Origin of the sequence: Mucilaginibacter angelicae, from assembly GCF_042434235.1 — a bacterium.
Lineage (GTDB): Bacteria > Bacteroidota > Bacteroidia > Sphingobacteriales > Sphingobacteriaceae > Mucilaginibacter > Mucilaginibacter angelicae.
Map to the genome: position 1 here is coordinate 35,962 of NZ_JBHLTS010000065.1, position 22,754 is coordinate 58,715.

At 45.2% G+C, this 22,754-nt stretch carries 15 protein-coding genes; 9 read left to right on the top strand and 6 right to left on the bottom strand.

Features of this window, described 5'->3' with window-relative positions; all coding sequences use genetic code 11:
- The first annotated feature begins 495 nt into the window (after window positions 1–495).
- From uvrA to ACFFGT_RS20960, 4 genes are all read left to right on the top strand, one after another.
- On the top strand, window positions 496–3,384 hold the full coding sequence (gene uvrA / locus ACFFGT_RS20945) for an excinuclease ABC subunit UvrA (RefSeq protein WP_377024463.1): 2,889 nt from the start codon (window positions 496–498) through the stop codon (window positions 3,382–3,384).
- A gap of 238 nt (window positions 3,385–3,622) precedes the next feature.
- Entirely contained in the window at window positions 3,623–4,216 is a 594-nt protein-coding gene (locus tag ACFFGT_RS20950; RefSeq protein WP_377024464.1) for a glycoside hydrolase family 19 protein, read from the top strand.
- Window positions 4,217–4,374: 158 nt separating this feature from the next.
- Window positions 4,375–5,121, top strand: coding sequence for a Fic family protein (locus tag ACFFGT_RS20955; protein ID WP_377024465.1), 747 nt, complete (start codon window positions 4,375–4,377; stop codon window positions 5,119–5,121).
- 87 nt (window positions 5,122–5,208) lie between these two features.
- Window positions 5,209–6,843 carry an ABC transporter substrate-binding protein gene (locus tag ACFFGT_RS20960; RefSeq protein ID WP_377024466.1) on the top strand — a complete coding sequence of 545 codons (1,635 nt, stop codon included), beginning with the start codon at window positions 5,209–5,211 and terminating at the stop codon, window positions 6,841–6,843.
- Between the two features lie 134 nt (window positions 6,844–6,977).
- Here the strand turns inward: ACFFGT_RS20960 and purD are convergent, their stop codons facing one another.
- The gene (gene purD, locus ACFFGT_RS20965; RefSeq protein WP_377024467.1) at window positions 6,978–8,252 is read right to left on the bottom strand and encodes a phosphoribosylamine--glycine ligase; all 1,275 of its coding nucleotides are present in this window, start codon (window positions 8,250–8,252) and stop codon (window positions 6,978–6,980) included.
- Window positions 8,253–8,330: 78 nt separating this feature from the next.
- Between purD and ACFFGT_RS20970 the strand changes: the two genes are divergently transcribed.
- The 5 genes from ACFFGT_RS20970 to ACFFGT_RS20990 all read left to right on the top strand — a co-directional run bounded on the left by ACFFGT_RS20970 (window position 8,331) and on the right by ACFFGT_RS20990 (window position 15,568).
- A complete protein-coding gene (locus tag ACFFGT_RS20970) occupies window positions 8,331–8,885 on the top strand; it encodes a hypothetical protein (protein WP_377024468.1) in 555 nt (184 codons plus the stop codon).
- Window positions 8,886–9,184: 299 nt separating this feature from the next.
- Window positions 9,185–12,493 carry a preprotein translocase subunit SecA gene (gene secA / locus ACFFGT_RS20975; protein WP_377024469.1) on the top strand — a complete coding sequence of 1,103 codons (3,309 nt, stop codon included), beginning with the start codon at window positions 9,185–9,187 and terminating at the stop codon, window positions 12,491–12,493.
- A gap of 281 nt (window positions 12,494–12,774) precedes the next feature.
- On the top strand, window positions 12,775–13,239 hold the full coding sequence (locus tag ACFFGT_RS20980) for an SPOR domain-containing protein (protein WP_377024470.1): 465 nt from the start codon (window positions 12,775–12,777) through the stop codon (window positions 13,237–13,239).
- A complete protein-coding gene (locus ACFFGT_RS20985; protein WP_377024471.1) occupies window positions 13,232–14,422 on the top strand; it encodes a M20 metallopeptidase family protein in 1,191 nt (396 codons plus the stop codon). Before ACFFGT_RS20980 ends, ACFFGT_RS20985 begins: the two co-directional genes overlap by 8 nt.
- 219 nt (window positions 14,423–14,641) lie before the next feature.
- A complete protein-coding gene (locus ACFFGT_RS20990) occupies window positions 14,642–15,568 on the top strand; it encodes a hypothetical protein (RefSeq protein ID WP_377024472.1) in 927 nt (308 codons plus the stop codon).
- Window positions 15,569–15,704: 136 nt separating this feature from the next.
- Here the strand turns inward: ACFFGT_RS20990 and ftcD are convergent, their stop codons facing one another.
- The 5 genes from ftcD to ACFFGT_RS21015 form a co-directional block, all read right to left on the bottom strand.
- On the bottom strand, window positions 15,705–17,396 hold the full coding sequence (gene ftcD, locus ACFFGT_RS20995) for a glutamate formimidoyltransferase (protein ID WP_377024473.1): 1,692 nt from the start codon (window positions 17,394–17,396) through the stop codon (window positions 15,705–15,707).
- Window positions 17,397–17,447: 51 nt separating this feature from the next.
- Window positions 17,448–18,674 carry an imidazolonepropionase gene (hutI, locus tag ACFFGT_RS21000; RefSeq protein WP_377024474.1) on the bottom strand — a complete coding sequence of 409 codons (1,227 nt, stop codon included), beginning with the start codon at window positions 18,672–18,674 and terminating at the stop codon, window positions 17,448–17,450.
- 125 nt (window positions 18,675–18,799) lie between these two features.
- Window positions 18,800–20,473: a urocanate hydratase gene (gene hutU / locus ACFFGT_RS21005; RefSeq protein ID WP_377024475.1), complete on the bottom strand. Its 1,674-nt coding sequence runs from the start codon at window positions 20,471–20,473 to the stop codon at window positions 18,800–18,802.
- Window positions 20,451–22,010: a histidine ammonia-lyase gene (gene hutH / locus ACFFGT_RS21010; RefSeq protein ID WP_377024476.1), complete on the bottom strand. Its 1,560-nt coding sequence runs from the start codon at window positions 22,008–22,010 to the stop codon at window positions 20,451–20,453. The genes hutU and hutH overlap by 23 nt, the downstream gene beginning before the upstream one ends.
- Entirely contained in the window at window positions 22,003–22,512 is a 510-nt protein-coding gene (locus tag ACFFGT_RS21015) for a MarR family winged helix-turn-helix transcriptional regulator (RefSeq protein ID WP_377024477.1), read from the bottom strand. Before ACFFGT_RS21015 ends, hutH begins: the two co-directional genes overlap by 8 nt.
- Window positions 22,513–22,754 lie beyond the last annotated feature (242 nt).

Consider the following 22,754-nt stretch of genomic DNA (forward strand, 5'->3'; position numbering starts at 1 on the left):
CTTAAACTTAATTTTTAGTTAAAACCTTTTAAAGTAAAGTGTCTTCTATAGCTTGCTCCTTAGGGGTTAAAGATTTGTTTCCCCAAATAAAATAAATTATTGATAAAAAAACAAATAAAATTTTTTTTTTGAAGCCCTACTTTACTATTAATCGGTCAAACCCATTGTAAAACCATCATTTATTTGGCACACCCCCTTTAGACTGACTTTTAATACCGAAGGTTTAATCATTCACCAAAATAAATTTTTTAAAAAGAAGTTGTTAAAACAACATTAAACTTTCAAAAGTCAGCAAACTGTAAACTCCAATAATTCACGTAGTTTAATCCAATAAACAATTAAAACTCATTTGGATTCTGCTAAATATTTTAGGATTTTTGCATTCGCAAAAAGTTAATGGTTAATAGATCATGGTTCATGGTAAACTATTTGCTGTAAAGCCTTACCAAACAAGCTATGATCCATGAACCATCACCTATGAACTAATTCAGAAGAATGAGTAAAGAAGCAGAAAAAGATCCGCAAAAACATATTATCATAAAAGGCGCAAGGGTGCACAACCTCAAAAACCTTGACGTGGCTATCCCCAAAAACAAACTGGTGGTGGTTACAGGCATGTCGGGTTCGGGCAAATCATCGCTCGCTTTCGATACCTTGTATGCCGAAGGTCAGCGCCGTTATGTGGAAAGCCTTTCATCATACGCCCGCCAGTTTTTAGGCCGTATGAACAAGCCTGATGTTGACTATATTAAAGGCATTGCACCCGCTATAGCTATTGAGCAAAAGGTAATTACCTCAAACCCACGTTCAACTGTTGGTACATCAACCGAGATCTATGATTACCTGAAGCTGCTTTTTTCGCGCATTGGCAAAACCATATCACCTGTATCAGGCAACATCGTGAAGAAAGATTCGGTTACCGATGTGGTAAACTTTGTGCTTTCGCTGCCTAATGAAACCCAGATAACCATTCTTGCGCCGCTGCACCCGCATAATAACCGCAGCCTTAAAGAGGAGCTTGCCGTATTGATGCAAAAAGGTTTTGTACGTGTTGAATACAATGGCAAGCTTTCGCGGATAGAATCATTGTTGGAAGACGAAGCGGTAGAGAATGTCACCATGATGGCCGCCGAGCCTGTGGTTGAGATCAAGAAAACGAAAAGTAAAAAGGTAGAAGCAGAGCTTAAAGAGCCGGAAGCCCCAACGGTGATACGTATCGTTGTTGACCGCGTTACCAAAAACGAAGAAGATGAAACCATTAGCCGTTTAGGCGATTCGATCCAGACCGCTTTTTTTGAAGGCAAGGGCGATTGCTTTGTCCGCTTTCAGGAGCCGGACGGCGATACTGAACATGAACGCTTTTTCTGCGATCGTTTTGAGTTAGACGGGCTTAAGTTTGAGGAGCCTACTCCAAATTTCTTTAGCTTTAATAACCCTTATGGCGCCTGCAAAAAGTGCGAGGGTTATGGCAAGGTGATCGGCATTGATGAAGATTTAGTTATCCCCGATAAAAGCAAATCCATTTATGAAGGGGCTATTGCCCCTTGGCGCGGTGAAAAAATGCGCGAATGGAACGATGCGCTGGTAAGGCATGCGTTAAAATTCGACTTCCCCATCCATCGCCAATACAACCAGCTAACCGAAAAAGAGCAGCGCCTGCTCTGGACTGGCAATAAGTTTTTCCGCGGCCTTGATGAGTTTTTCAAGGAAATGGAAGAGCAAACCTATAAGATCCAGTACCGTGTTTTGCTATCGCGGTACAGGGGTAAAACTACTTGTCCTGAGTGTAAAGGCAGCCGTTTACGGATGGATGCTTCCTACGTAAAGATCAGCGAAAAGTCGATCACCGATGTAGTGCTGATGCCACTGGATAAGGCATTTGAATTTTTCAAATCACTCGAACTAAGTGAAACAGATGCAAAAATCGGCAAACGCCTGTTGATGGAAATAACCAACCGCCTCAACTTTTTAAATGATGTTGGCTTAAGCTATTTAACGCTTAATCGTTTATCAAACACATTATCAGGCGGCGAGTCGCAGCGTATCAACCTGGCCACCTCATTGGGCAGCAGTCTTGTGGGTTCGGTTTATGTATTGGACGAGCCGAGTATCGGTTTACATCCGCGTGATACCCAAAGACTGATCAGCGTGTTAAAATCTCTCCGGGATGTGGGCAATACCGTATTGGTTGTTGAGCATGAGGAAGAGATTATGAAAGCGGCCGACTACATTATAGATATCGGCCCGGAAGCCGGCACCCATGGCGGTGAGCTGATCTTCACCGGTACTTATGATGAAATTATAAAAGACGAGAAAAGCCTCACCGGAAAATACCTGAGCGGCCGGGAAGAAATAGTCATCCCTGCAAGCCGTCGCAAATGGCACGATTTTATTGAGATAAAAGGCGCACGCGAAAACAACCTGAAACACGTAAATGCCAAATTCCCTTTAGGAGTACTTACCGTTGTAACCGGCGTATCCGGCTCGGGCAAAACCAGTTTGGTAAAACGCATTCTTGCTCCCGCTGTTCAAAAAGCGTTGGGCAATTATTCGGGTGAGCAAACGGGCTCATATGATGCCATTGATGGTGATTATGGCAAAATTGAACAGGTTGAAATGGTTGACCAAAATCCGATCGGCCGTTCATCACGCTCAAACCCGGTTACTTATGTCAAAGCCTGGGACGAGATAAGAAACCTTTACGCCGCCCAGCCTGCTTCAAAAGCGGCCGGGTTAAAACCTTCTGCGTTTTCATTTAATGTTGAGGGCGGTCGTTGTGATGTTTGCCAGGGTGAAGGTGAAGTTAAGATAGAAATGCAGTTCATGGCTGATATCTTTCTCACCTGCGAAACCTGCGGGGGGCACCGTTTTAAGCAGCACATTCTTGATATCCAGTACAAGGAAAAAAATGTATCAGATATCCTGAATATGACCATTGATGAGGCCGTTGAGTTTTTTGCTAAAGAGCCTAAGATCATCGCCAAAATAAAACCACTGGTTGATGTTGGTTTGGGATATGTGCATTTAGGCCAATCGTCAAATACTTTATCAGGCGGCGAAGCGCAGCGTATCAAACTGGCATCGTTCCTGGTAAAAGGGAACAACACCAGTAAAACCTTATTTATTTTTGACGAACCTACTACAGGCCTCCATTTTGCCGATATTAAAAAGCTGCTGAAATCATTTGATGCCCTGCTTGATCATGGCAATACCATCATTGTTATTGAACACAATATGGATGTGATCAAATGCGCCGACTGGGTTATCGACATAGGCCCTGAAGGCGGCGACCGTGGCGGTAAGGTAGTATTTGAAGGTGTACCCGAAGACCTTTTAAAACAAAAAGACAGCTATACCGGCCAGTTTTTAAAAGACAGATTTTAATTAAAGTGCCCGCTTTATGGCGGGCACTTTAAAATTTACGTCATAAACGTATCTCTTCTTAGACTTCCAGAGCGAAGGCCTGGAACAAATCCGCAATTTCCTGCGCAACTCTTTGAATATCAACATTTGATATTCCCGAGCCGAATATTTATCTTTATCCCCGCTCTTCTACACCTTTTAATCTGAAACGTTCGTTTACAGCAATTAATTTTATTACTAAAACCTAAATTTTACGTCTATGCCAGGTACAAAAGAATTTTATGACACCATTCGTGGCTCTGTATTTAAAGGCCACATTTTACAAAGCCAGATTGATGGTATTGAAATCATCTTAAAAGCCGCAGCTGATGCCGGCATTACCGACCAGCGCAAGGTAGCCTACATGCTGGGTACCGTTTACCATGAATGCGCAGGCACCATGCAGCCGGTAAATGAATTCGGCAAGGGCAAAGGCCATCCCTACGGTGAAAAATTTAAAATGGGCGCCGGCCCTGGCCACCGGGTACCTTATACCACGCCCGATCAATTGTATTATGGCCGGGGCTTTGTGCAATTAACATGGTACGAAAACTATGAAGCTATTGGCAAGCATTTAAATGTCGACCTGCTCAATCATCCTGAGCTGGCCTTACAACCCGATATAGCAGCAAAAATAATGATTGATGGCATGACCAAAGGGATGTTCACCGGCGTTGGTTTGGGCAAATATTTTGATGACAAGCATGCTGACTGGCTCAATGCCCGCCGTATCATTAACGGAAATGATCAGGATGCTTTAATAGCTGGATACGCCAAGCATTTTTATAAGGGATTGACGGGTATTGATGCATAGTAAAACAATGTTCATACCCAACCGCTATTCGAGGTCGCTGGCCTCGAATAGCTTAGCAATAGCGTTTACATGTAAAAACTTATAAGTATTTTCGCATTGAAGGAACAATGGAAATACTTAACCTGATAGAAAAATACAATGATCTTGGTATAGCCGATGTGACTGATCATGATCGGTTTAACCTGATTTCTATTGACCATCACTCCACCCGCATCGAAGGTTCTACATTAACAGAGGTGGAAGCTCAGGTGTTAATTAATGAAGGCCGTACCCCCAACGGCAAACCATTGGAAGAAAGCCTGATGGTAACAGATCATCATGCAGCCCTTCTTTTTACTATCGAACGTGCAAAGGCAAAAAAAGCATTGTCAGCATCTCTTTTGCAGGAGATTAATGCCCTAATTATGAAAAATACCGGCAAGGTGTACAATACCATGCTTGGCACTGTAGATTCCCGAACCGGAGCCTTTAGAAAAGGCAACGTCACTGCAGGAATTTCATATTTTCCCAATTTTGATAAAGTTGAACACTTAACCAATGAGCTGGTAAAAAAGCTTAATGAGGCTATCAGTTCCCCTTTAGCCGTAGCTGATCAACTCAATCTTTCCTTTGATGCCCATTTCAATCTTGTCAGCATACATCCGTATTATGATGGCAACGGCCGGACTTCCCGGTTGTTAATGAATTATATCCAGGCTTATTATAATCTTCCTTTAGCAATTGTGCGTAGTGAAAATAAAGCTGCTTATATCCAGGCCTTAATCGACACCCGTCAACAGGAAAATATTGAAATATTTCGTGAGTTTATGATTAATGAATACCGCGATCTTCTTCAAAAAGAAATTGAAAAATTTGAGGAGATGAAAAAGCCATCAAAAGGGCACGGTTTCACTTTTCTTTTTTAATTAACTGTCGCCAGTAATCCATCATACCTAAGTAATAATCACCTATTCATTCATTCTACTAACGCGATATTTAATATATTAGCCTAAATGAATAAGCTGATCACTTACCTTTTTTTACTATTCTCCATTCAGCTTTGTGCCTGCCATACCGATACTTCTTCCAACCAGCATAAATCCGTCTTTAATATCAATCTTGAGGAAGGCCTTACTTCGCTCGACCCTGCTTTTTGCCGTAACCACTATACCATTTGGATGGACAACCAGCTTTACAATGGCCTGGTGCAGATCAATGATAGCTTAAAAACTATTCCCTGCATCGCCAAAAGCTGGGAAACATCAGCAGATGGATTGCTTTATACTTTCCATCTGCGCAATGATGTTTACTTTCATGATGATCCTCATTTTGCAAATGGCAAAGGCCGTAAAGCTGTTGCATCTGATTTCGCTTATAGTTTCGGTCGGCTGATCGACCCTAAGGTAGCTTCATCCGGCTCATGGATCTTTAGCGATAAAGTAAAAGATAAAAGCGCTTTCATCGCGCCCAATGACAGTACATTCCAGATCAAACTTAAACAGCCTTTTGCGCCTTTTTTAAGTTTACTAACAGCACAGTATTGCTCCGTTGTCCCCAAAGAAGTAGTTGAATTTTATGGCAAGGATTTTCGGAGCCACCCGGTAGGTACCGGCCCTTTCCGCTTTAAATACTGGAAAGAGGGCGAAGTGCTGGTATTTTTAAAAAATGAGCACTATTGGGAAAAAGATGAAAAAGGCAAGCGTCTCCCCTATCTTGATGCTATCCGCTCCACCTTTATTGCCGATAAGCAAACCTCCTTTTTGGAGTTTGTAAAAAAGAATATTGATTTTTTGAACGATATCGACGGTAGCTATCGCGATGATATCCTCACCAAAGCTGGCAAGGTAACGCAAAAATATAAAGGCAAGTTCATTCTCAATACTGCACCCTACTTAAACACTATTTACCTGGGCATGCTGGTTGATACCACTTTACCCATCGTAAAAAAATCGCCATTAAAACTATTAAAGATCAGGCAGGCCATCAATTACGCTATCGACCGCGAAAAAATGATCAAATACCTGCGCAACAGCATGGGCACACCAGGCTATGAAGGTTTTGTACCCGAGGGAATGCCCGGCTTTAGCGGCACCGGTGTAAAAGGCTACATTTATGACCCGGAAAAAGCCCGCTGCCTGCTTCGCGATGCCGGTTACCCCAACGGCAAAAACATGCCCGAAATTACACTGGCTACAACTATTGGCTACCGCAGCCTGATTGAATACGTGCAGGGACAACTGGAACGCATCGGCATTAAAACCAATGTGGAGATAACACAGGGAGCCAGCCTGCGTGAGCTGATCTCCAAAAACGGCATCAACTTTTTTTACGGCACATGGATAGCCGATTATCCCGATGCCGAAAATTATCTTTCGGTATTTTACTCAAAAAACAAGATCCCCTTTGGGCCAAACTATACCGGTTTCAACAATAAAAAGTTCGATGCGCTTTTTGAGCAGACCTACCAGGTAAAAAACGATGAAGCCCGTTACGCTATCTATCGCCAAATGGATAACCTGATGATGGGGCAGTCGCCGGTTGTGGTGTTATACTATGATAAACTGGTGAACCTGTATCAAAACAATATCAGCGGCTACAGCCTCAACGGGCAGAATTTACTGGTGTTGAAGAGGGTGGTGAAGTTATAGAGATTAGAGGTTAGTGATTGGAGGTTAAGTTACCTCTCTTATACCAACCACCTCAACCGCCACTCGGCTGGAGCCGGGCGGCGGCGGTACACTTTTTTAAAGTCTCCCTTTTAGGGGAGATTTAGAGGGGCTGACTATAAAAGATCAAACCCAATATCTTTCCTGAAATACATACCATCATAATAAATCCGGCTGGCATCGGCAGTAGCTTGTTGTAAAGCGCTGAACATATCATCCTGTACGGTAGTAATAGCCAGCACGCGGCCGCCGGTAGTTATTATATCGTCGCCATCCATTGAAGTACCAGCGTGGAAAACTATCGAATCGCGAACATTTTCGGTACCGGTGATCACTTTATTTTTCAGGTACTCACCGGGATAACCGCCTGCCACCATCACTACGGTAGCAGCTGTTTTAGGGCTGATGATGATTTCTTTTTCGTTCAGGTTTCCTTCGGCAACGCCTAACAACAGGTCAACAAAGTCCGAATCTATGCGGCGCATTACACTTTCTGTTTCCGGATCGCCCATGCGGCAGTTGTATTCAATAACCCATGGTTCGCCGTTACTGTTCATCAGGCCAATAAAAATAAAGCCTTTATAAGGGATGCCATCTTTTTTCAAACCTTCAACAGTAGGGATGATCACGCGCTCCTCTACCTTTTTCATATAAGCAACATCAGCAAACGGAACGGGGGAGATAGAACCCATGCCACCTGTATTCAACCCTGTATCGCCTTCGCCTATGCGTTTATAGTCTTTAGCTTCTGGTAAGATCTTATAACTGTTACCATCGGTCATCACAAATACCGATAGTTCAATACCTGTTAAAAACTGCTCAACAACCACACGTGAGCTTGCTTCACCAAATTTGGCATCGGCCAGCATGGCGGTAAGTTCGGTCTGTGCTTCCTCTAAAGTAAGGCAAATCAGTACGCCTTTGCCGGCTGCAAGTCCGTCGGCTTTAAGCACTACCGGTAAACCGGCAGTAGCTAAATAAGTCAGGCCATCCTGTAAAGTATCTTTAGTAAAAGTTTTGTAGGCAGCGGTGGGGATATTATGTTTCTCCATAAATTGCTTGGAGAAATCTTTACTGCCTTCCAGCTGTGCGCCTTCCTGCTGCGGACCAACAACCGGGATATTTTTCAATTGTTCATCGGCCAGGAAAAAGTCGTGAACACCTTTTACCAGCGGCTCTTCGGGGCCAACCAGTACCAGGTTAATACCTTCACTTAAAACAAGCGCTTTGATCCCCTCAAAATCGGTAACCTTAATATTTACGTTAGTACCATACTGTTTGGTGCCGGCATTTCCGGGAGCAATAAAAAGTTTTTCGCATTTAGGGCTTTGAGCTACTTTCCAGGCGAAGGCACTTTCCCTTCCGCCCGAACCAAGGATCAGGATATTCATGCGGCAAAGATAGTTTTTTTAATAAGCCTTTAATACTATATATGAGGCTACTTGTGTTATAAGTAGTAAATTTACCACATGGCCCGTAGACTCGAAAAGTTTGAAAAGCTCCCGGTATATCAAAAATCGCAGGAACTGTTTGACCTGGCAGATGTAATTGCCGAATCATTAAAGGAAGACACCATGAAGGAGCATCTTGCTGTGCAAATGTGCAGTAATGCCGCCCTCATCCAGGCAAAAATTGCCGGTGCTGAAGGTGGCAGCCTTTATTCCTTAAGGATGCAAAATGCTGTACTCATTAAAATGGCCGTGCAGGACATGTTCAATGCAGTATCCTTTGCCTCAATGGTAAAAATTAACCAGGAAGACTATGTAAACCTGATGCGCGACAAGATAGAAGAGTTTCGCCTGGTTTTTGTGGAGTGGATCAGGGGCTTTGATAAAACATATGACATCCCCGATAACTGGGCCATCCGCTTTGATACAAGTACGCCCGAGCAGGAAAAACTGGAAGAGCTGATGTTTGATGAAGACCGCTTTTTCGGCGAATTTAATGAAGATGACGAGGACATGGGCAACTTTGATGATTTTGACGATGAAGACGATGAAAAAGGTGATGAACCTAAAAACTAACGAACGCCATCAACCATGTCATTGCAAGCACAGCGTGGCAACCGCCCGTAAGCATAGCCGCCCTGTATAGCATGCGATTGCTTCGTCGTTCCCCCTCTCAATGACATTCAACTACATACCCAACTCAATAAACACAACAACAAATACAAACACCACAATGTCAATCTTACACCCCGCACAACGCTTTAAGCCTTTGTCCTTTCGCCATTCGGCGCAAAACCTTACATTTGCCTGTCAATTTGGCTCTATCGGTCGCTATGGCGCAATTGTTGAACCGGGTTGTATCATAATAAAATAATATGTTAGATTTTATCAGTAAGCTTTTCGGAAGCAAATCAGAACGGGATGTAAAAAGTATACAGCCTATAGTTGAGAAAATTAAGGCTGAATATGCAAAGCTTGGCTCCCTGAGTAATGATGAGCTTAGGGCTAAGACCATATATTTTAAAGAAACCATTGCCGAAGGCCTTTCAGGCATCGACACAGAGATACAAGCCATTAAAGATCGTACAGAAAACGAGCTTGATATGGATGTAGCTGAAAAAGTTGAGCTTTATACTCAGCTTGATAAGCTTGAAAAAGACCGCAACAAAGAGCTTGAAGATATATTGATGAATATATTGCCGGAGGCATTTGCTGTAGTTAAAGAAACCGCAAGCCGCCTGTCTGCCAATAAATCAATAGAAGTTACTGCTACTGAGTTTGACCGTGAGCTTGCAGCCCGCAAACCAAACGTTACTATTAAAGGCGATAAAGCTTTTCATAGCAGCACATGGATTGCCGCCGGTAATGAAGTTACCTGGAATATGGTTCACTATGATGTACAGCTGATTGGCGGTACAGTACTGCACCAGGGCAAAATATCAGAAATGGCAACGGGTGAAGGTAAAACACTGGTAGCCACGCTGCCTGCGTACCTTAACGCATTAGCCGGACAAGGTGTTCATATTGTTACCGTGAATGATTACCTGGCCCGCAGGGATAGCGAGTGGATGGGTCCGTTGTATGAGTTTCATGGTTTATCGGTTGATTGTATCGACAAACATGAACCAAATTCAGAACAGCGCCGTGCCGCTTATTTAGCCGATATTACTTTTGGTACCAATAACGAATTCGGTTTTGATTACCTGCGTGACAATATGACACGTAGCCCCGAAGAGTTGGTACAACGCAAATTACATTATGCCATGGTGGATGAGGTTGACTCCGTTTTAATTGACGATGCCCGTACACCTTTAATTATATCAGGCCCTATCCCACGCGGCGATGAGCATGAGTTTTATGAGCTGAAGCCACGCATTGAGCGTTTGGTTAACGCGCAAAAAAACTATGTTAACGGTGTATTGAACGAAGCCAAAAAAGCGATCAACGATGGTAATACCGATGTTGACGGTGGTGGCCTGGCTTTATTACGTGCTTTCCGTGGTTTGCCAAAAAGCAAAGCACTCATCAAGTTCCTGAGCGAAGGCGGTAACCGTACCGTATTGCAAAAAGTAGAAAACCACTACATGCAGGACCAGGGCAAGGAAATGCCAAAGGTTGATTCTGAATTATTCTTCGTTATCGACGAAAAGAATAACCAGGTGGAGCTTTCTGAAAAAGGTATTGAGTTGATCACCGCTTCGGGCGAAGACCCTCATTTCTTTGTGATGCCTGATGTAGGTACCGAAATTGCTGAAATTGAAAAGTCAAGCTTGGGCACCGAAGAAAAGATTGCCCGCAAGGATGAGCTGATGCGCGATTTCTCGATCAAGTCTGAGCGCATCCACTCAGTTAACCAGTTGTTGAAAGCTTATACCCTGTTTGAAAAAGATACCGAATACATTCTTGACGAAGGCAAGGTAAAGATAGTTGACGAGCAAACCGGTCGTGTATTAGACGGTCGCCGTTATTCTGATGGTTTACACCAGGCTATTGAGGCTAAAGAAAACGTAAAGGTTGAGGACGCTACCCAAACCTTTGCTACCATTACCCTGCAAAACTATTTCAGGATGTACCACAAGCTTTGCGGCATGACCGGTACTGCTGTCACTGAAGCAGGCGAGTTCTGGGAAATATACAAGCTGGATGTGGTTGAAATCCCGACCAATACCCCGGCAAGCCGTTCAGATATGCAGGATCTGGTTTACCGTACCGTACGCGAAAAATACAATGCCGTTGCCGACGAAATTGTAAAACTAACGCAAGCAGGCAGGCCTGTACTGGTAGGTACAACATCGGTTGAGATCTCTGAGTTACTGAGCCGTATGCTTAAGCTGCGCGGCATCAAACATAACGTACTGAACGCTAAGATGCACCAGAAAGAGGCCGATATTGTGGCCGAAGCAGGTAAGGCAGGCACAGTGACCATTGCTACCAACATGGCTGGTCGTGGTACGGATATTAAATTAGGCCCTGGCGTTAAAGAAGCCGGTGGTTTAGCCATTGTAGGTACCGAGCGCCATGAGTCGCGCCGTGTTGACAGGCAGTTACGCGGTCGTTCTGGTCGTCAGGGTGACCCGGGTTCTTCACAGTTCTTTGTATCGTTAGAGGATAACCTGATGCGTTTATTCGGATCAGAGCGGATCTCAAGCCTGATGGTACGTATGGGTATTGAAGAAGGCGAAGTGATCCAGCACTCTATGATCTCTAAATCAATAGAGCGTGCGCAGAAAAAAGTTGAAGAAAACAACTTCGGTATTCGTAAACGCTTATTGGAATATGACGACGTGATGAACTCACAGCGTACGGTGATCTACACCAAACGTAAAAACGCCCTGTTTGGCGAACGTTTGGATGTTGACCTGAGCAACACCATTTTTGATGTGGTTGAGGATATCGTTTCCGAATATAAAGAAAGTGCTAACTATGAAGGTTTCACCTTAGAGGTGATCCGTTTGTTCTCGGTTGATATCGAACTTAGCGCCGATGAATTTACCGCGAAATCAATTCCGGCATTAACTGATCTGACCTTCCAAACTGTAATGGATTTTTATAAACGTAAACAGGAAGCGGTTGCGCAACAGGCTTACCCGGTTATTAAAGATGTTTATGAAACCCGCGGTCAGTATGTTGAAAACATTGTTGTTCCTTTCAGCGATGGTATCCATGGCATCCAGGTAGCCGTTCCGCTTAAAAAAGCGGTTGAAAACCATGGCCATGAGGTATTTAAATCGTTTGAGAAAAACGTTACCCTGTACCTGATCGATGATGCATGGAAAGAGCACCTGCGCGAAATGGACGAGTTAAAACAATCGGTACAAAATGCGGTTTACGAACAAAAGGACCCGTTATTGGTTTACAAGTTTGAGGCCTTTGAATTGTTTAGGGGTATGCTTGCCAATGTAAACAAGGAAATTGTAAGCTTCCTGTTCCGTGGTGGAATCCCGGTTCAGCAACAGGCCGAAGAGGTAAAGGAAGCAAGGCCTGAACCAAAGCTCGACCTGCGCAAAATGAAAACCACCAAAGCCGAAGTAGTAAGCGAAAGCAACGGCATGCCTATGGATGATTTCCAGGAAGCCCCAAAAGCTACCCCGATAAGGGTTGATCCTAAAATAGGCCGTAACGACCCCTGCCCTTGCGGTAGCGGTAAAAAATACAAAAACTGCCACGGCGTAGGGCAGAATTAATATAAGGCCCGCCTTGGCGGGCCATTAAAAACCACGTCATTGCGAGGTACGAAGCAATCCCCGATTGGTAGATCGACCTGCCGGTTTCAGGAGATTGCTTCGTTTTGCTAACGACAATTAAAAAGTTTGTCATGCTGAGGGACGAAGCATCTTCTTCGCCCTGTACAGCGCCTCGGCTCATCGAAGAAGATCCTTCGCTATCGCCCAGGATGACAAAGGCTAATTTTTTTACGATGTTAGTTTGTTCCGTTCGGCATGACAGTTTAAAGAGAATTTACCAAATGAAAAAAGCAGTATTTGATCATCAAGCTAAACCGGCCGTAATCAGATACTGCTTTTTTGTTTTATTGATACTGGCATCAACCCAAACCTTTGCCCAAACCCGGGGCAAGGTTGAAGTGGTTAAAGACCCGCTGGTTGATAGCCTGATAGCCAAACGGTTCTCATTAAACGGTGTTGCTACTACCGATGCAGCCGGTTATTCATCGTATGGTTACCGGGTACAGTTCTTCAGCGGCTCAAACCGGAAGGATGCCTACAACGCGCAAAACCGTTTGCAACAGCAATACCCGGAGCTACGCACGTATATCAGTTACCGCGAACCTAACTTTAAAGTAAAAGCAGGTGATTTCCGTACCCGGCTCGAAGCCGAAAAACTGGTGCAGGAGCTGCGGTCTTCGTTCTCGAGCATATTCATCATTTCCGAAAAAATAAATCTCCCTAAAACGGATCCAAATAATGATTAAAGAGCAAATACAGGAATTATCCGCAAAAATATTCAGCGAAGTAGTGGCCAACCGCCGTCACCTGCATGCCAATCCCGAGCTTTCATTTCATGAACTGCAAACCTCAGTGTTTGTAGCCAACAAGCTTGAAGAATTGGGTTTGGAATACCACAAAATGGCCGATACCGGTTTGGTAGCCCTTATCAAAGGCGAAAAGCCATCGGATGCAGGCAATGTGGTTGCCCTGCGTGCCGATATGGATGCCCTGCCGATACTGGAAGCTAATGATGTTCCGTATAAATCGCAAAACCCGGGCGTAATGCATGCCTGCGGCCATGATGCGCACACTTCATCATTATTGGGTACAGCCAAAATCTTAACCGAACTAAAAAGCCAGTTTGCAGGTACTGTAAAACTGATCTTTCAACCGGCAGAGGAAAAACTACCCGGTGGGGCAAGCCTCATGATCAAGGAAGGTGTTTTGGAAAACCCCAAACCTGCGGCCGTATTAGGCCAGCATGTAATGCCCTTGATAGATGCAGGTAAGGTAGGTTTCCGCGCAGGTAAATACATGGCCTCGACAGATGAGCTTTACGTTACCGTTAAAGGTAAAGGCGGCCACGGTGCGCAGCCACAGCAAAATATCGATCCGGTAATTATTACCGCCCACATACTGACCGCCCTGCAGCAGGTGGTGAGCCGTTTTGCCGATCCTAAAAGCCCGTCAGTACTATCATTCGGTAAAGTAATAGCCAACGGTGCTACCAATGTGATCCCTAACGAGGTTTACCTGGAAGGTACATTCCGTACCATGGATGAGAATTGGCGCGGGGAAGCCCATAAACGTATGAAAAAAATGGCCGAAGGCATTGCCGAAAGTATGGGCGGAAGTTGTGATTTTAACATTATGCGTGGTTATCCATTCCTAATTAACGAAGAAAAACTAACCCACGCCACTCGTGGCCACGCCGAAGATTATTTAGGTAAAGAGAACGTACTTGACTTGGATATCTGGATGGCAGCCGAAGATTTTGCATACTATTCGCAAGTTGCCAGCAGTTGTTTCTATCGCCTCGGCACCCGTAACGAAGCCCGCGGTATTACCTCATCGGTACATACACCAACTTTTGATGTAGAGGAAGATGCATTTAAAGTAAGTACCGGTTTGATGGCTTATTTGGCGGTGAAGCAATTAGGAAACTAAAAAAACCATGTCATTGCGAAAAATGAAGCAATCTCGAACTTTGCAGAGCCACTCTGTATAGCATGCGATTGCCACGCTACGCTCGCAATGACATAAAATATAAATCATGTCATTGCGAGGAGGAATGACGAAGCAATCTCGTAGCTATACAGGTCAAAGAAGTATTGACCACGAGATTGCCGCGCTATCGCTCGCAATGACATGCTGTAAAAGCAATCAATGAAAAAAATACTCCTGATCCTTATCCTTACTACCACAGGCCTGCTTGCGAAAGCCCAGCAGATCAACCGCTTCAACCCGGATACTATCCGTACTATTGTAATTGATTCACTTGTTGATATCCGCTCACACAAACTCAACGCGCAGGATTTTATTGATGCTGTACTGGCTGATACAGGCTTTTACCAGGCGTTTCAAAACATGAAAAGGTTCGGCTTTACAGCCGAAAACAGGATTTTCACATACGATAAAAAGAACCGTGTAGATGGACGTATTTATCGCAAAATACTACATAGCAATCTTGCCGGTAAACACAAAATTGAATACGTTGCTAAACGCGATAGTGGCGATGTGTATAAAAAGAACGGCAAATACCAATTGTATACCGTTGAGATGTTCGACTTTATTTTCATGAACGCCTACAATTCTGATTTTACAAAAAGCGATGCCTTACCGGGGTCGGGAGGTAAAAATGAATCATACAAAAGCAAACTCAAAACCCTGATCTTCACACCCGGCCGCAAAGTGAGCGGGATCCCCTTCATCAGCAGCAAAACAGAGATCTTCTCGGGCGATATGCGCCAGTATTACTATTACGAATTTGCCCGCGGTAAATACCTTGATACCATCCCGGTTTATCGCTTTAAGGTTAAATGTAAACCCAGCACATCCGATGGTGACACCATGATCAAGGAAATGACCACCATTTTTGATGAGCGCACTTTCCAGATCCTGGGTCGATATATTGATATGAAATTCAGCAATATGTTCTTTGATTTCAACGTGCAAATGAACATCGAGCTCAACAATTTCCAGGGCGAACCACTCCCTACCAAGATCACTTATCAGGGTAACTGGAATATCCCTTTTCATAAGGAAGAACGCGCAAGCTTTTTAATTGTGCATAAGGATTATAAGAAAGAGTAAGCCGCACGCTGCCGCGGGTTTTCAACCCGTGGTAACAATGGTTTCAGCTTTCAGCTGAAACACAGTTTAGGTTAAGTTGAAAACTTAACCTATGGCAACCACGGGTTACGCTATCCTAAACCCGCGGTAATGTTTGTTATCCCAACCCTATCTTCCCATTCACCAATTCAATAACCTCCGCTTCCAGCGCGATGGCTTTCCGTTCAATTTCATTACCGCGGTAAATAATATCAATCACGTAATCCTTATCCTTATACCCCGAAGCATTGATCTTCACATTCATGAATGCGCCTAATACGGCCGTACGGGCACAAAGGGCAGCTACACCGGCATCAGTTATGGAGTTGGGGTTACCTGTTAACACCATGGCTTTAATTACCTCCATGCTGTTTAAAGCCGCCTCCATTACTTTAAAAGGAATTTCGATAGCGTAACGGGTAGCGTCCTGTATGGCTTTATCGCGGGTTGCTTTTTCTTCATCATTTGATTTTGGAAGTGAAAAAGCCTGCATGATCTGGTTGAAGGCCGTGGTATCCTGATCAACCAATACCAGCAGTTCATTTTTAAATCGCTGGCCTTTTTGTGCCCAGTCGCTAAATTCCTGCCAGCGGTTATCCCAGCCTTTTTTATGCGAACTGAGGTTGGCCACCATGGTAGCCAGTGATGCTCCTAAAGCACCAACAGCCGCCGAAATAGAACCACCGCCCGGTGCCGGGCTTTCGCTGGCTGTTTCATCGGCCAGATCGGCAAGGCTCATGCTGATGAGCTTGCTATTAGCTTTATCTTTCAGCAAATATTCAATGATTCGTTCCTCTGGCCTAAAGGGTGAAAGCTCATCCAGTCCCATTGATTTAATGGCGATTTTGATCAGCTCTTTTTCGCTTACGCCGGATGAGCGTTGTTGCTTTTCTAAAAAGTACCTGCCCGCATCAAGCATGGCTTTTAGTGGGATCAGCCCTACCAGTTCGCTACCGGTTACCCGGATACCGCGTGCTGCGGCTTTATCGCACACTTCATCAAAAGCTTTATGAACCGGTGTAATGTTGATATTGGTAAGGTTCATCGAAATCTGGGCAATGCCGTATTCCTCAATATACCAGCCAATGGCTTTTACCGCCTTTAATGAACCCGGAATGTTTTTGGCTTTACCATTTTCGTCATATATTATTTTTCCGTTGATAGGGTCGCCTTCACGCAGGGTGCGGCCAGCCTCGCGCACATCAAAAGCAATGGAATTTGCACGACGGACAGAAGTAGTATTCAGGTTAACATTATAAGCCACCAAAAAATCCCTTGCACCAATCACGGTAGCCCCGCGTTTAACATCATTCTCCGCCGGACCAAAATCGGGCGCCCATTCCGGCTGTTTAATCTTCTTAAAAAAGCCTTCATATTCACCCGCACGGATCACCGAAAGGTTACTCCGGCTTTTATCAGGCTGCGCGGCCTCGTACAAATAAACCGGGATCTGCAGTTCCTCTCCTACCCGTTTTGCTAACTGGCGGGCATAATCAGCAGTTTCCTCCATGCTGATGTTACTGATCGGGATCAGCGGACAAACATCTGTTGCCCCCATCCTCGGATGTTCGCCTTTTTGCCGGCTCATATCAATCAGCTCCCCTGCTTTTTTAATAGCCTGGAACGCTGCTTCAATCACCTTTTCGGGCTCGCCAACAAAAGTTACCACAGTGCGGTTAGTAGCCTTGCCAGGGTCAACATTCAGCAGCCTAACTCCTTCAACAGTTTCCACAGCATCGGTGATCTGTTTAATGATATCAAGGTTTACACCTTCGCTAAAATTCGGTACGCATTCTATTAGTTTGGTCATTGGTTCATTAGTCAATGGTTCATTGGTAGCTAAGCAAATTATAAAATCCGCTTAATCGTTATTTTCAGATGTCCAAACGCGGACAGGTTTTAATTTTCCTTGTTGATATAGAATCTCCCGGTAATCATTACAAGGGTAAGCCTGCATATCGGCAAGCTTGCCTTTGGTTAATGTACCGCGGTCATTCAGCTTCAATGCCTGTGCTGCGCGATAAGTTAAGCCTGCAAAAACCTCGGCTGAGCTTAGCTTTTCGGCAGCTGCCATTACTGAAGACTGCATCAGCAGATCGCCCATTGGGGCCGAGCCGGGGTTCCAGTCGCTGGCAATGGCGAGGCAGGCCCCGGCATCAAGGAGCTTCCGGGCAGGTGCATATCCAATCCCCAAACCCAGCGAAGCACCCGGTAAAGTTACAGCAACGGTATCTGAATTGGCCAATAATTTTATCTCATAATCGCCGCTGGCTTCCAGGTGATCGGCTGATGCTGCCCTTGCTTTAACAGCAACCTCGCTGCCTCCGGTAGTAAACTGATCGGCATGAACGGTGGCCTCAAAACCCATTTGCTTAGCCCTGCTCAAATAAAACAAGGCATCGCTGGCGTTAAAGGCACTTCGCTCAATAAAAATATCAACCCGGTTTGCCAGCCCTTGTTGTTTTATTTTAGGTAACAGCTCACTCAGTAAATATTTGAGGTATTCGCTTTCGGCACCATCAAAATCTTTTGGTTTGATGTGCGCAGCAAGGCAGGTTGATATAATATGCGCATGGGTTTTATTGGCAGCCTGATGAATGGCCCTAAGCTGTTTCAACTCTTCGGCCACTGATAAACCGTAGCCGCTTTTAACTTCAACAGTAGTTACCCCTTCTGCCAAATGACGGTTGATCCGCTGCACCAGCAAATGGCTTAACTCCGCTTCAGTAGCTGCCCGCGTTTGGGTAACCGAATCCCAGATGCCGCCGCCGGATGCCGCAATTTCAAGATAGCTTTTACCCGCGTTGCGCATGGCATAATCCTTAGCCCTGCTCCCGGCAAAACAGATATGCGTATGGCAGTCTACAAAGCCGGGCAACAATACATGATCACCAGTAATTTCTTCTATTTGTGCCGATGGATAGTTTTTGCGCAGTTTTTCAAAATCATCAACAGCAAGGATTATCCCATCTTCGGTTAATACCCCGCCATTGGCAACAACTTGCAATTGCTCATCCTTCAACGCCCCCTTAAGCGGCAAACCGGCTAAAGGCAGTATTTGTGTAAACGGACCAATTAGTTTCTTCATGAGCTACTTTTCATCCCGTCATTGTGAGGTACGAAGCAATCCCAAACTGTACAGGGAGAGCCTTTATAGCCGATCTGCTAATCGGGGATTGCTTCGTACCTCGCAATGACGCTTTATTTTATATTTTACCAAACCTTTAGGTTGAACTTATCCGCCCATTCAGCAGCCTTATCGTAACCTGCATCGGTATGCCTGAAGATGCCCATAGCAGGATCATTGTATAATACCCGCTTCAGGCAGGTGGCTGCACGTTCTGTGCCATCGGCTAATACTACCATGCCGGCGTGTTGTGAATAGCCCATACCTACCCCACCACCATGATGAAACGAAATCCAGGTTGCACCACCCGAGGCATTGGCCATCAGATTGAGCAACGGCCAATCGGATACGGCGTCCGAACCATCCAGCATAGCTTCTGTTTCGCGGTTGGGTGATGCTACCGAGCCGCAATCCAAATGATCGCGACCAATTACTATGGGGCCCTTTACCTTGCCGGATGCTACCAGCTCGTTAAATATCAAGCCGGCTTTTTCACGTTCGCCCATACCCAACCAGCAAATGCGGGCAGGCAGGCCCTGAAACGCTATTTTCTCCCGTGCTTTTTTAAGCCAGGTAATTAACGGTTTATTTTCGGGGAAGGCTTCGATCAGCGCCTGATCGGTAGTATAAATATCTTCCGGATCACCGGATAAAGCTACCCACCTAAACGGCCCTTTCCCCTCACAAAACAGCGGACGGATATAAGCCGGTGTAAAACCAGGAAAATTAAAAGCGTTAGCCTCACCACCCTGCCGGGCAAATTCGCGCAGGTTGTTGCCATAATCAAAGGTGATTGCCCCTTTGCTTTGCAGCTCCAGCATCAAACCCACATGCCTCGCCATACTTTTCAGCGACCGGCGTTTATACTCTACCGCATCAGTTTTTCTTAAATCGGCGGCTTCGTTTAATGACAAATCATTAGGGATATAGCCATTTAAAGGATCATGCGCCGAAGTTTGGTCGGTAAGCATATCAGGGATGATATTATCCTTCAACAGTTTCTCGAGCAAATCGCCAGCATCGCTTACCAGGCCTACCGAAAGCGTTTCTTTTTTTCCGATGGCTTCTTTTACCCATGCGATAGCTTCCTCATATGAATCCGTCATCTGGTCGATATATTTGGTATCAACCCGTTTTTGAATCCGCGATGCATCTACATCGGCACCTAAAAACACAGCGCCCGCCATGGTTGCGGCTAATGGCTGAGCGCCACCCATACCGCCTAAACCGGCACTTACAATAAGCTTACCGGCTAAAACGCCATTAAAATGCTGGTTGCCGCATTCCACAAAAGTTTCGTAAGTGCCCTGCAAAATACCCTGCGTACCTATATAGATCCAGCTACCGGCCGTCATTTGCCCGTACATCATCAGGCCTTTTTCGCGCAGCTCATTAAAATGCTCCCAGTTGGCCCATGCGGGTACCAGGTTACTGTTGGCTATCAAAACCCGCGGCGCCTCAGGATGGCTGCGGATAATCCCTACCGGTTTGCCCGACTGGATCAGCAGCGAATGATGCTCGTCAAGCTCCAGCAGCATCTCAATAATTTTACGGAGCGCCTCCGGGTTACGGGCAGCCTGGCCAATACCGCCGTAAACCACCAGCTCATCGGGGTTTTCGGCTACTTGGCCATCAAGGTTATTAAGCAGCATCCTGAGCGGAGCTTCGGTTTGCCAACTTTTGGCATGAAGCTGCATACCACGCGGCGCTTTGTACACCGGGTGGTTTGCGTAGGTTTTAATAAATTCCGAACTCGTCATGGCTTAAATCTATTTGGTGAGCAATGGTGGCTTTGCCTGCGGTTTGCAGCAGTAAGCCATCTGTAATCAGTTTATGAAGACTGTTAATATCATCGGCAAAAACCCGGTCGTCCTGTATAAAAGCTACATGTTGCCTTACCAGTTCATGGCAGGCCTCAATAACCGGGGTTGATCTTAACGGTCGGCGGAAATCCATGGCCTGGGCCGCATAAAGCAATTCTATCGCCTGGATGTATTCAATATTATCTATCACCTGGTGCAGCTTGCGCCCGCTGATAGAACCCATGGAAACATGGTCTTCCTGCCCGAGGGAGGTAGGCACACTATCGGCGCTGGCCGGGAAACACAGGGTTTTATTTTCGGTAACAAGGGCGGCAGTAGTATATTGCGGGATCATTAAACCGGAATTAAGACCGGCATCATGTGTAAGCAGTTTGGGTAGGCCGTACCGGCCTTCGCTCATTAAATAACAGCGCCTGTCGGCAATATTACCTATTTCGGCAGCGGCAACAGTGGCGTAATCAAGCGGTAAAGCCAGCGGTTGCCCGTGGAAATTGCCACCGCTAATGGTATCATCGGCATTAAAAATAACCGGGTTATCGGTAACGGAATTGAGCTCAATTTCGGTAAGCTCTTTGAGGTGCAGCCATGCATTGCGGGATGCACCATGCACCTGCGGCATGCAACGTAACGAGTATGGATCCTGCACCCTATCGCAATTGATATGTGACGAATTAATTTCTGATCCATCCAGTAAAGTAAACAAGCGGTGGGCAACCATCCTTGTACCCTTAAAAGGGCGAATATTATGCAGCCGCTCATCAAAAGGGCGAATAGAGCCCATCAACCCTTCTAATGACATGGCGCCGATCAGGTCGGCACGGTTCAGGGCGTCATCCAGGCGCTGTACTGCTTTTATCGCAAATGAGAGGATGAACTGCGTACCATTAATGAGTGCAAGGCCTTCTTTAGGCCCAAGCGACAGCGGCTGCAGACCATATCTATTTAATACATCTCCGGCACGTACCCTTTCATCATTTTCAAATACTTCGCCTAAACCAATCAGCGGTAAAAACAGGTGCGATAAGGGAGCCAGATCGCCGGAGGCACCTACCGAACCTTTTTCGGGCACGAGCGGGATAATATCATTGTCAATATGCCAGATAATGCGCTCGAGCGTGCTCAATGCAATGCCCGAATAACCTTGTGCCAAAGCATGCACTTTGGTGATCATCATGAGTTTGGCAATTTCCTGCGGGATAGGTTTTCCTACCCCTACGCTATGGCTTTTAAGGATATTACTTTGCAGCAGGCTGGTATCCGCTTCCGAAATCCGGGTATCACACAATGGGCCAAAACCGGTATTGATGCCGTAAACGGGGTGATGGCTATGCACTATCTTTTCTACCTCACGCCAGGAGTTGTTGATCATCCGGGCGGCATCCTCATTGATGATCCCTTTGGTTTTGCCTGATGCAATATCAAGGCAGGTACCAATGGTAAGGTGATCGGTGCCGTAATTAAATATATCAGTCATTGCCGGCGGGTTTTAAATTGGTATTTAGTTTTTCAACGATATTATCGGCCAGTTTAGTTTGGCGAAAAGCATTTTCAATCGCGGTAATCGCAGGTAATAATTGCATTGCGGTTTCATCATCTTCAACCAGTCGGGTCATGGTTTCGCTGATGGCATCCCAAATGGGTATTATCTGTGCTAATAGCTCACGCCCTGAATCTGTAAGAGTAACCAACTGGCGGCGACCGTCGTCGCTGCAGGTATCGCTGGTAACCAGGTTACGTTTCTTTAAATTGGTGATGAGCTGACTTGCAGCGGGGTGTGAAACTTCTATCTGCTCGCTTAATTCTTTGATAGACAAAGCATCATTTTTCGACAGTAAATAAAATACGGGGAACCAGCTGGCATCAAAATCGATCCCGGCATTTTGGTAAGCCTTATTAATTTCGGCTAAAAAAGCTTCGCTCAACCGCCGCAGGCGACTGCCCAAAACCAAATAGCCCAAACTTTGATATAAATTCATGATGCAATTTATATAAGTGCTTATATAATTGCAAATTTTATTTTTTCACATACGCATAATTGGATTTCCCGAGTGTTTAGACATTTGAGTATGAAGGTAGAATGACATCTCCAACACGTCATTGCGAGTAACGATCAGGGGAAACCTGAAAAAAAATGTAATGACGTGCTTTGGGATGAGAAGTAAGATATTTGCCTGGAAAAACAAGGTCAAACTACAGACCCCGTATAATCCTTGGGGCC

Coding starts and splice junctions, on each gene's coding strand:
- uvrA (WP_377024463.1), top strand. CDS start 496: ATGAGTAAAGAAGCAGAAAAAGATCCGCAAAAACATATTATCATAAAA.
- ACFFGT_RS20950 (WP_377024464.1), top strand. CDS start 3,623: ATGCCAGGTACAAAAGAATTTTATGACACCATTCGTGGCTCTGTATTT.
- ACFFGT_RS20960 (WP_377024466.1), top strand. CDS start 5,209: ATGAATAAGCTGATCACTTACCTTTTTTTACTATTCTCCATTCAGCTT.
- purD (WP_377024467.1), bottom strand. CDS start 8,252: ATGAATATCCTGATCCTTGGTTCGGGCGGAAGGGAAAGTGCCTTCGCC.
- ACFFGT_RS20970 (WP_377024468.1), top strand. CDS start 8,331: ATGGCCCGTAGACTCGAAAAGTTTGAAAAGCTCCCGGTATATCAAAAA.
- secA (WP_377024469.1), top strand. CDS start 9,185: ATGTTAGATTTTATCAGTAAGCTTTTCGGAAGCAAATCAGAACGGGAT.
- ACFFGT_RS20980 (WP_377024470.1), top strand. CDS start 12,775: ATGAAAAAAGCAGTATTTGATCATCAAGCTAAACCGGCCGTAATCAGA.
- ACFFGT_RS20985 (WP_377024471.1), top strand. CDS start 13,232: ATGATTAAAGAGCAAATACAGGAATTATCCGCAAAAATATTCAGCGAA.
- ACFFGT_RS20990 (WP_377024472.1), top strand. CDS start 14,642: ATGAAAAAAATACTCCTGATCCTTATCCTTACTACCACAGGCCTGCTT.
- ftcD (WP_377024473.1), bottom strand. CDS start 17,396: ATGACCAAACTAATAGAATGCGTACCGAATTTTAGCGAAGGTGTAAAC.
- hutI (WP_377024474.1), bottom strand. CDS start 18,674: ATGAAGAAACTAATTGGTCCGTTTACACAAATACTGCCTTTAGCCGGT.
- hutU (WP_377024475.1), bottom strand. CDS start 20,473: ATGACGAGTTCGGAATTTATTAAAACCTACGCAAACCACCCGGTGTAC.
- hutH (WP_377024476.1), bottom strand. CDS start 22,010: ATGACTGATATATTTAATTACGGCACCGATCACCTTACCATTGGTACC.
- ACFFGT_RS21015 (WP_377024477.1), bottom strand. CDS start 22,512: ATGAATTTATATCAAAGTTTGGGCTATTTGGTTTTGGGCAGTCGCCTG.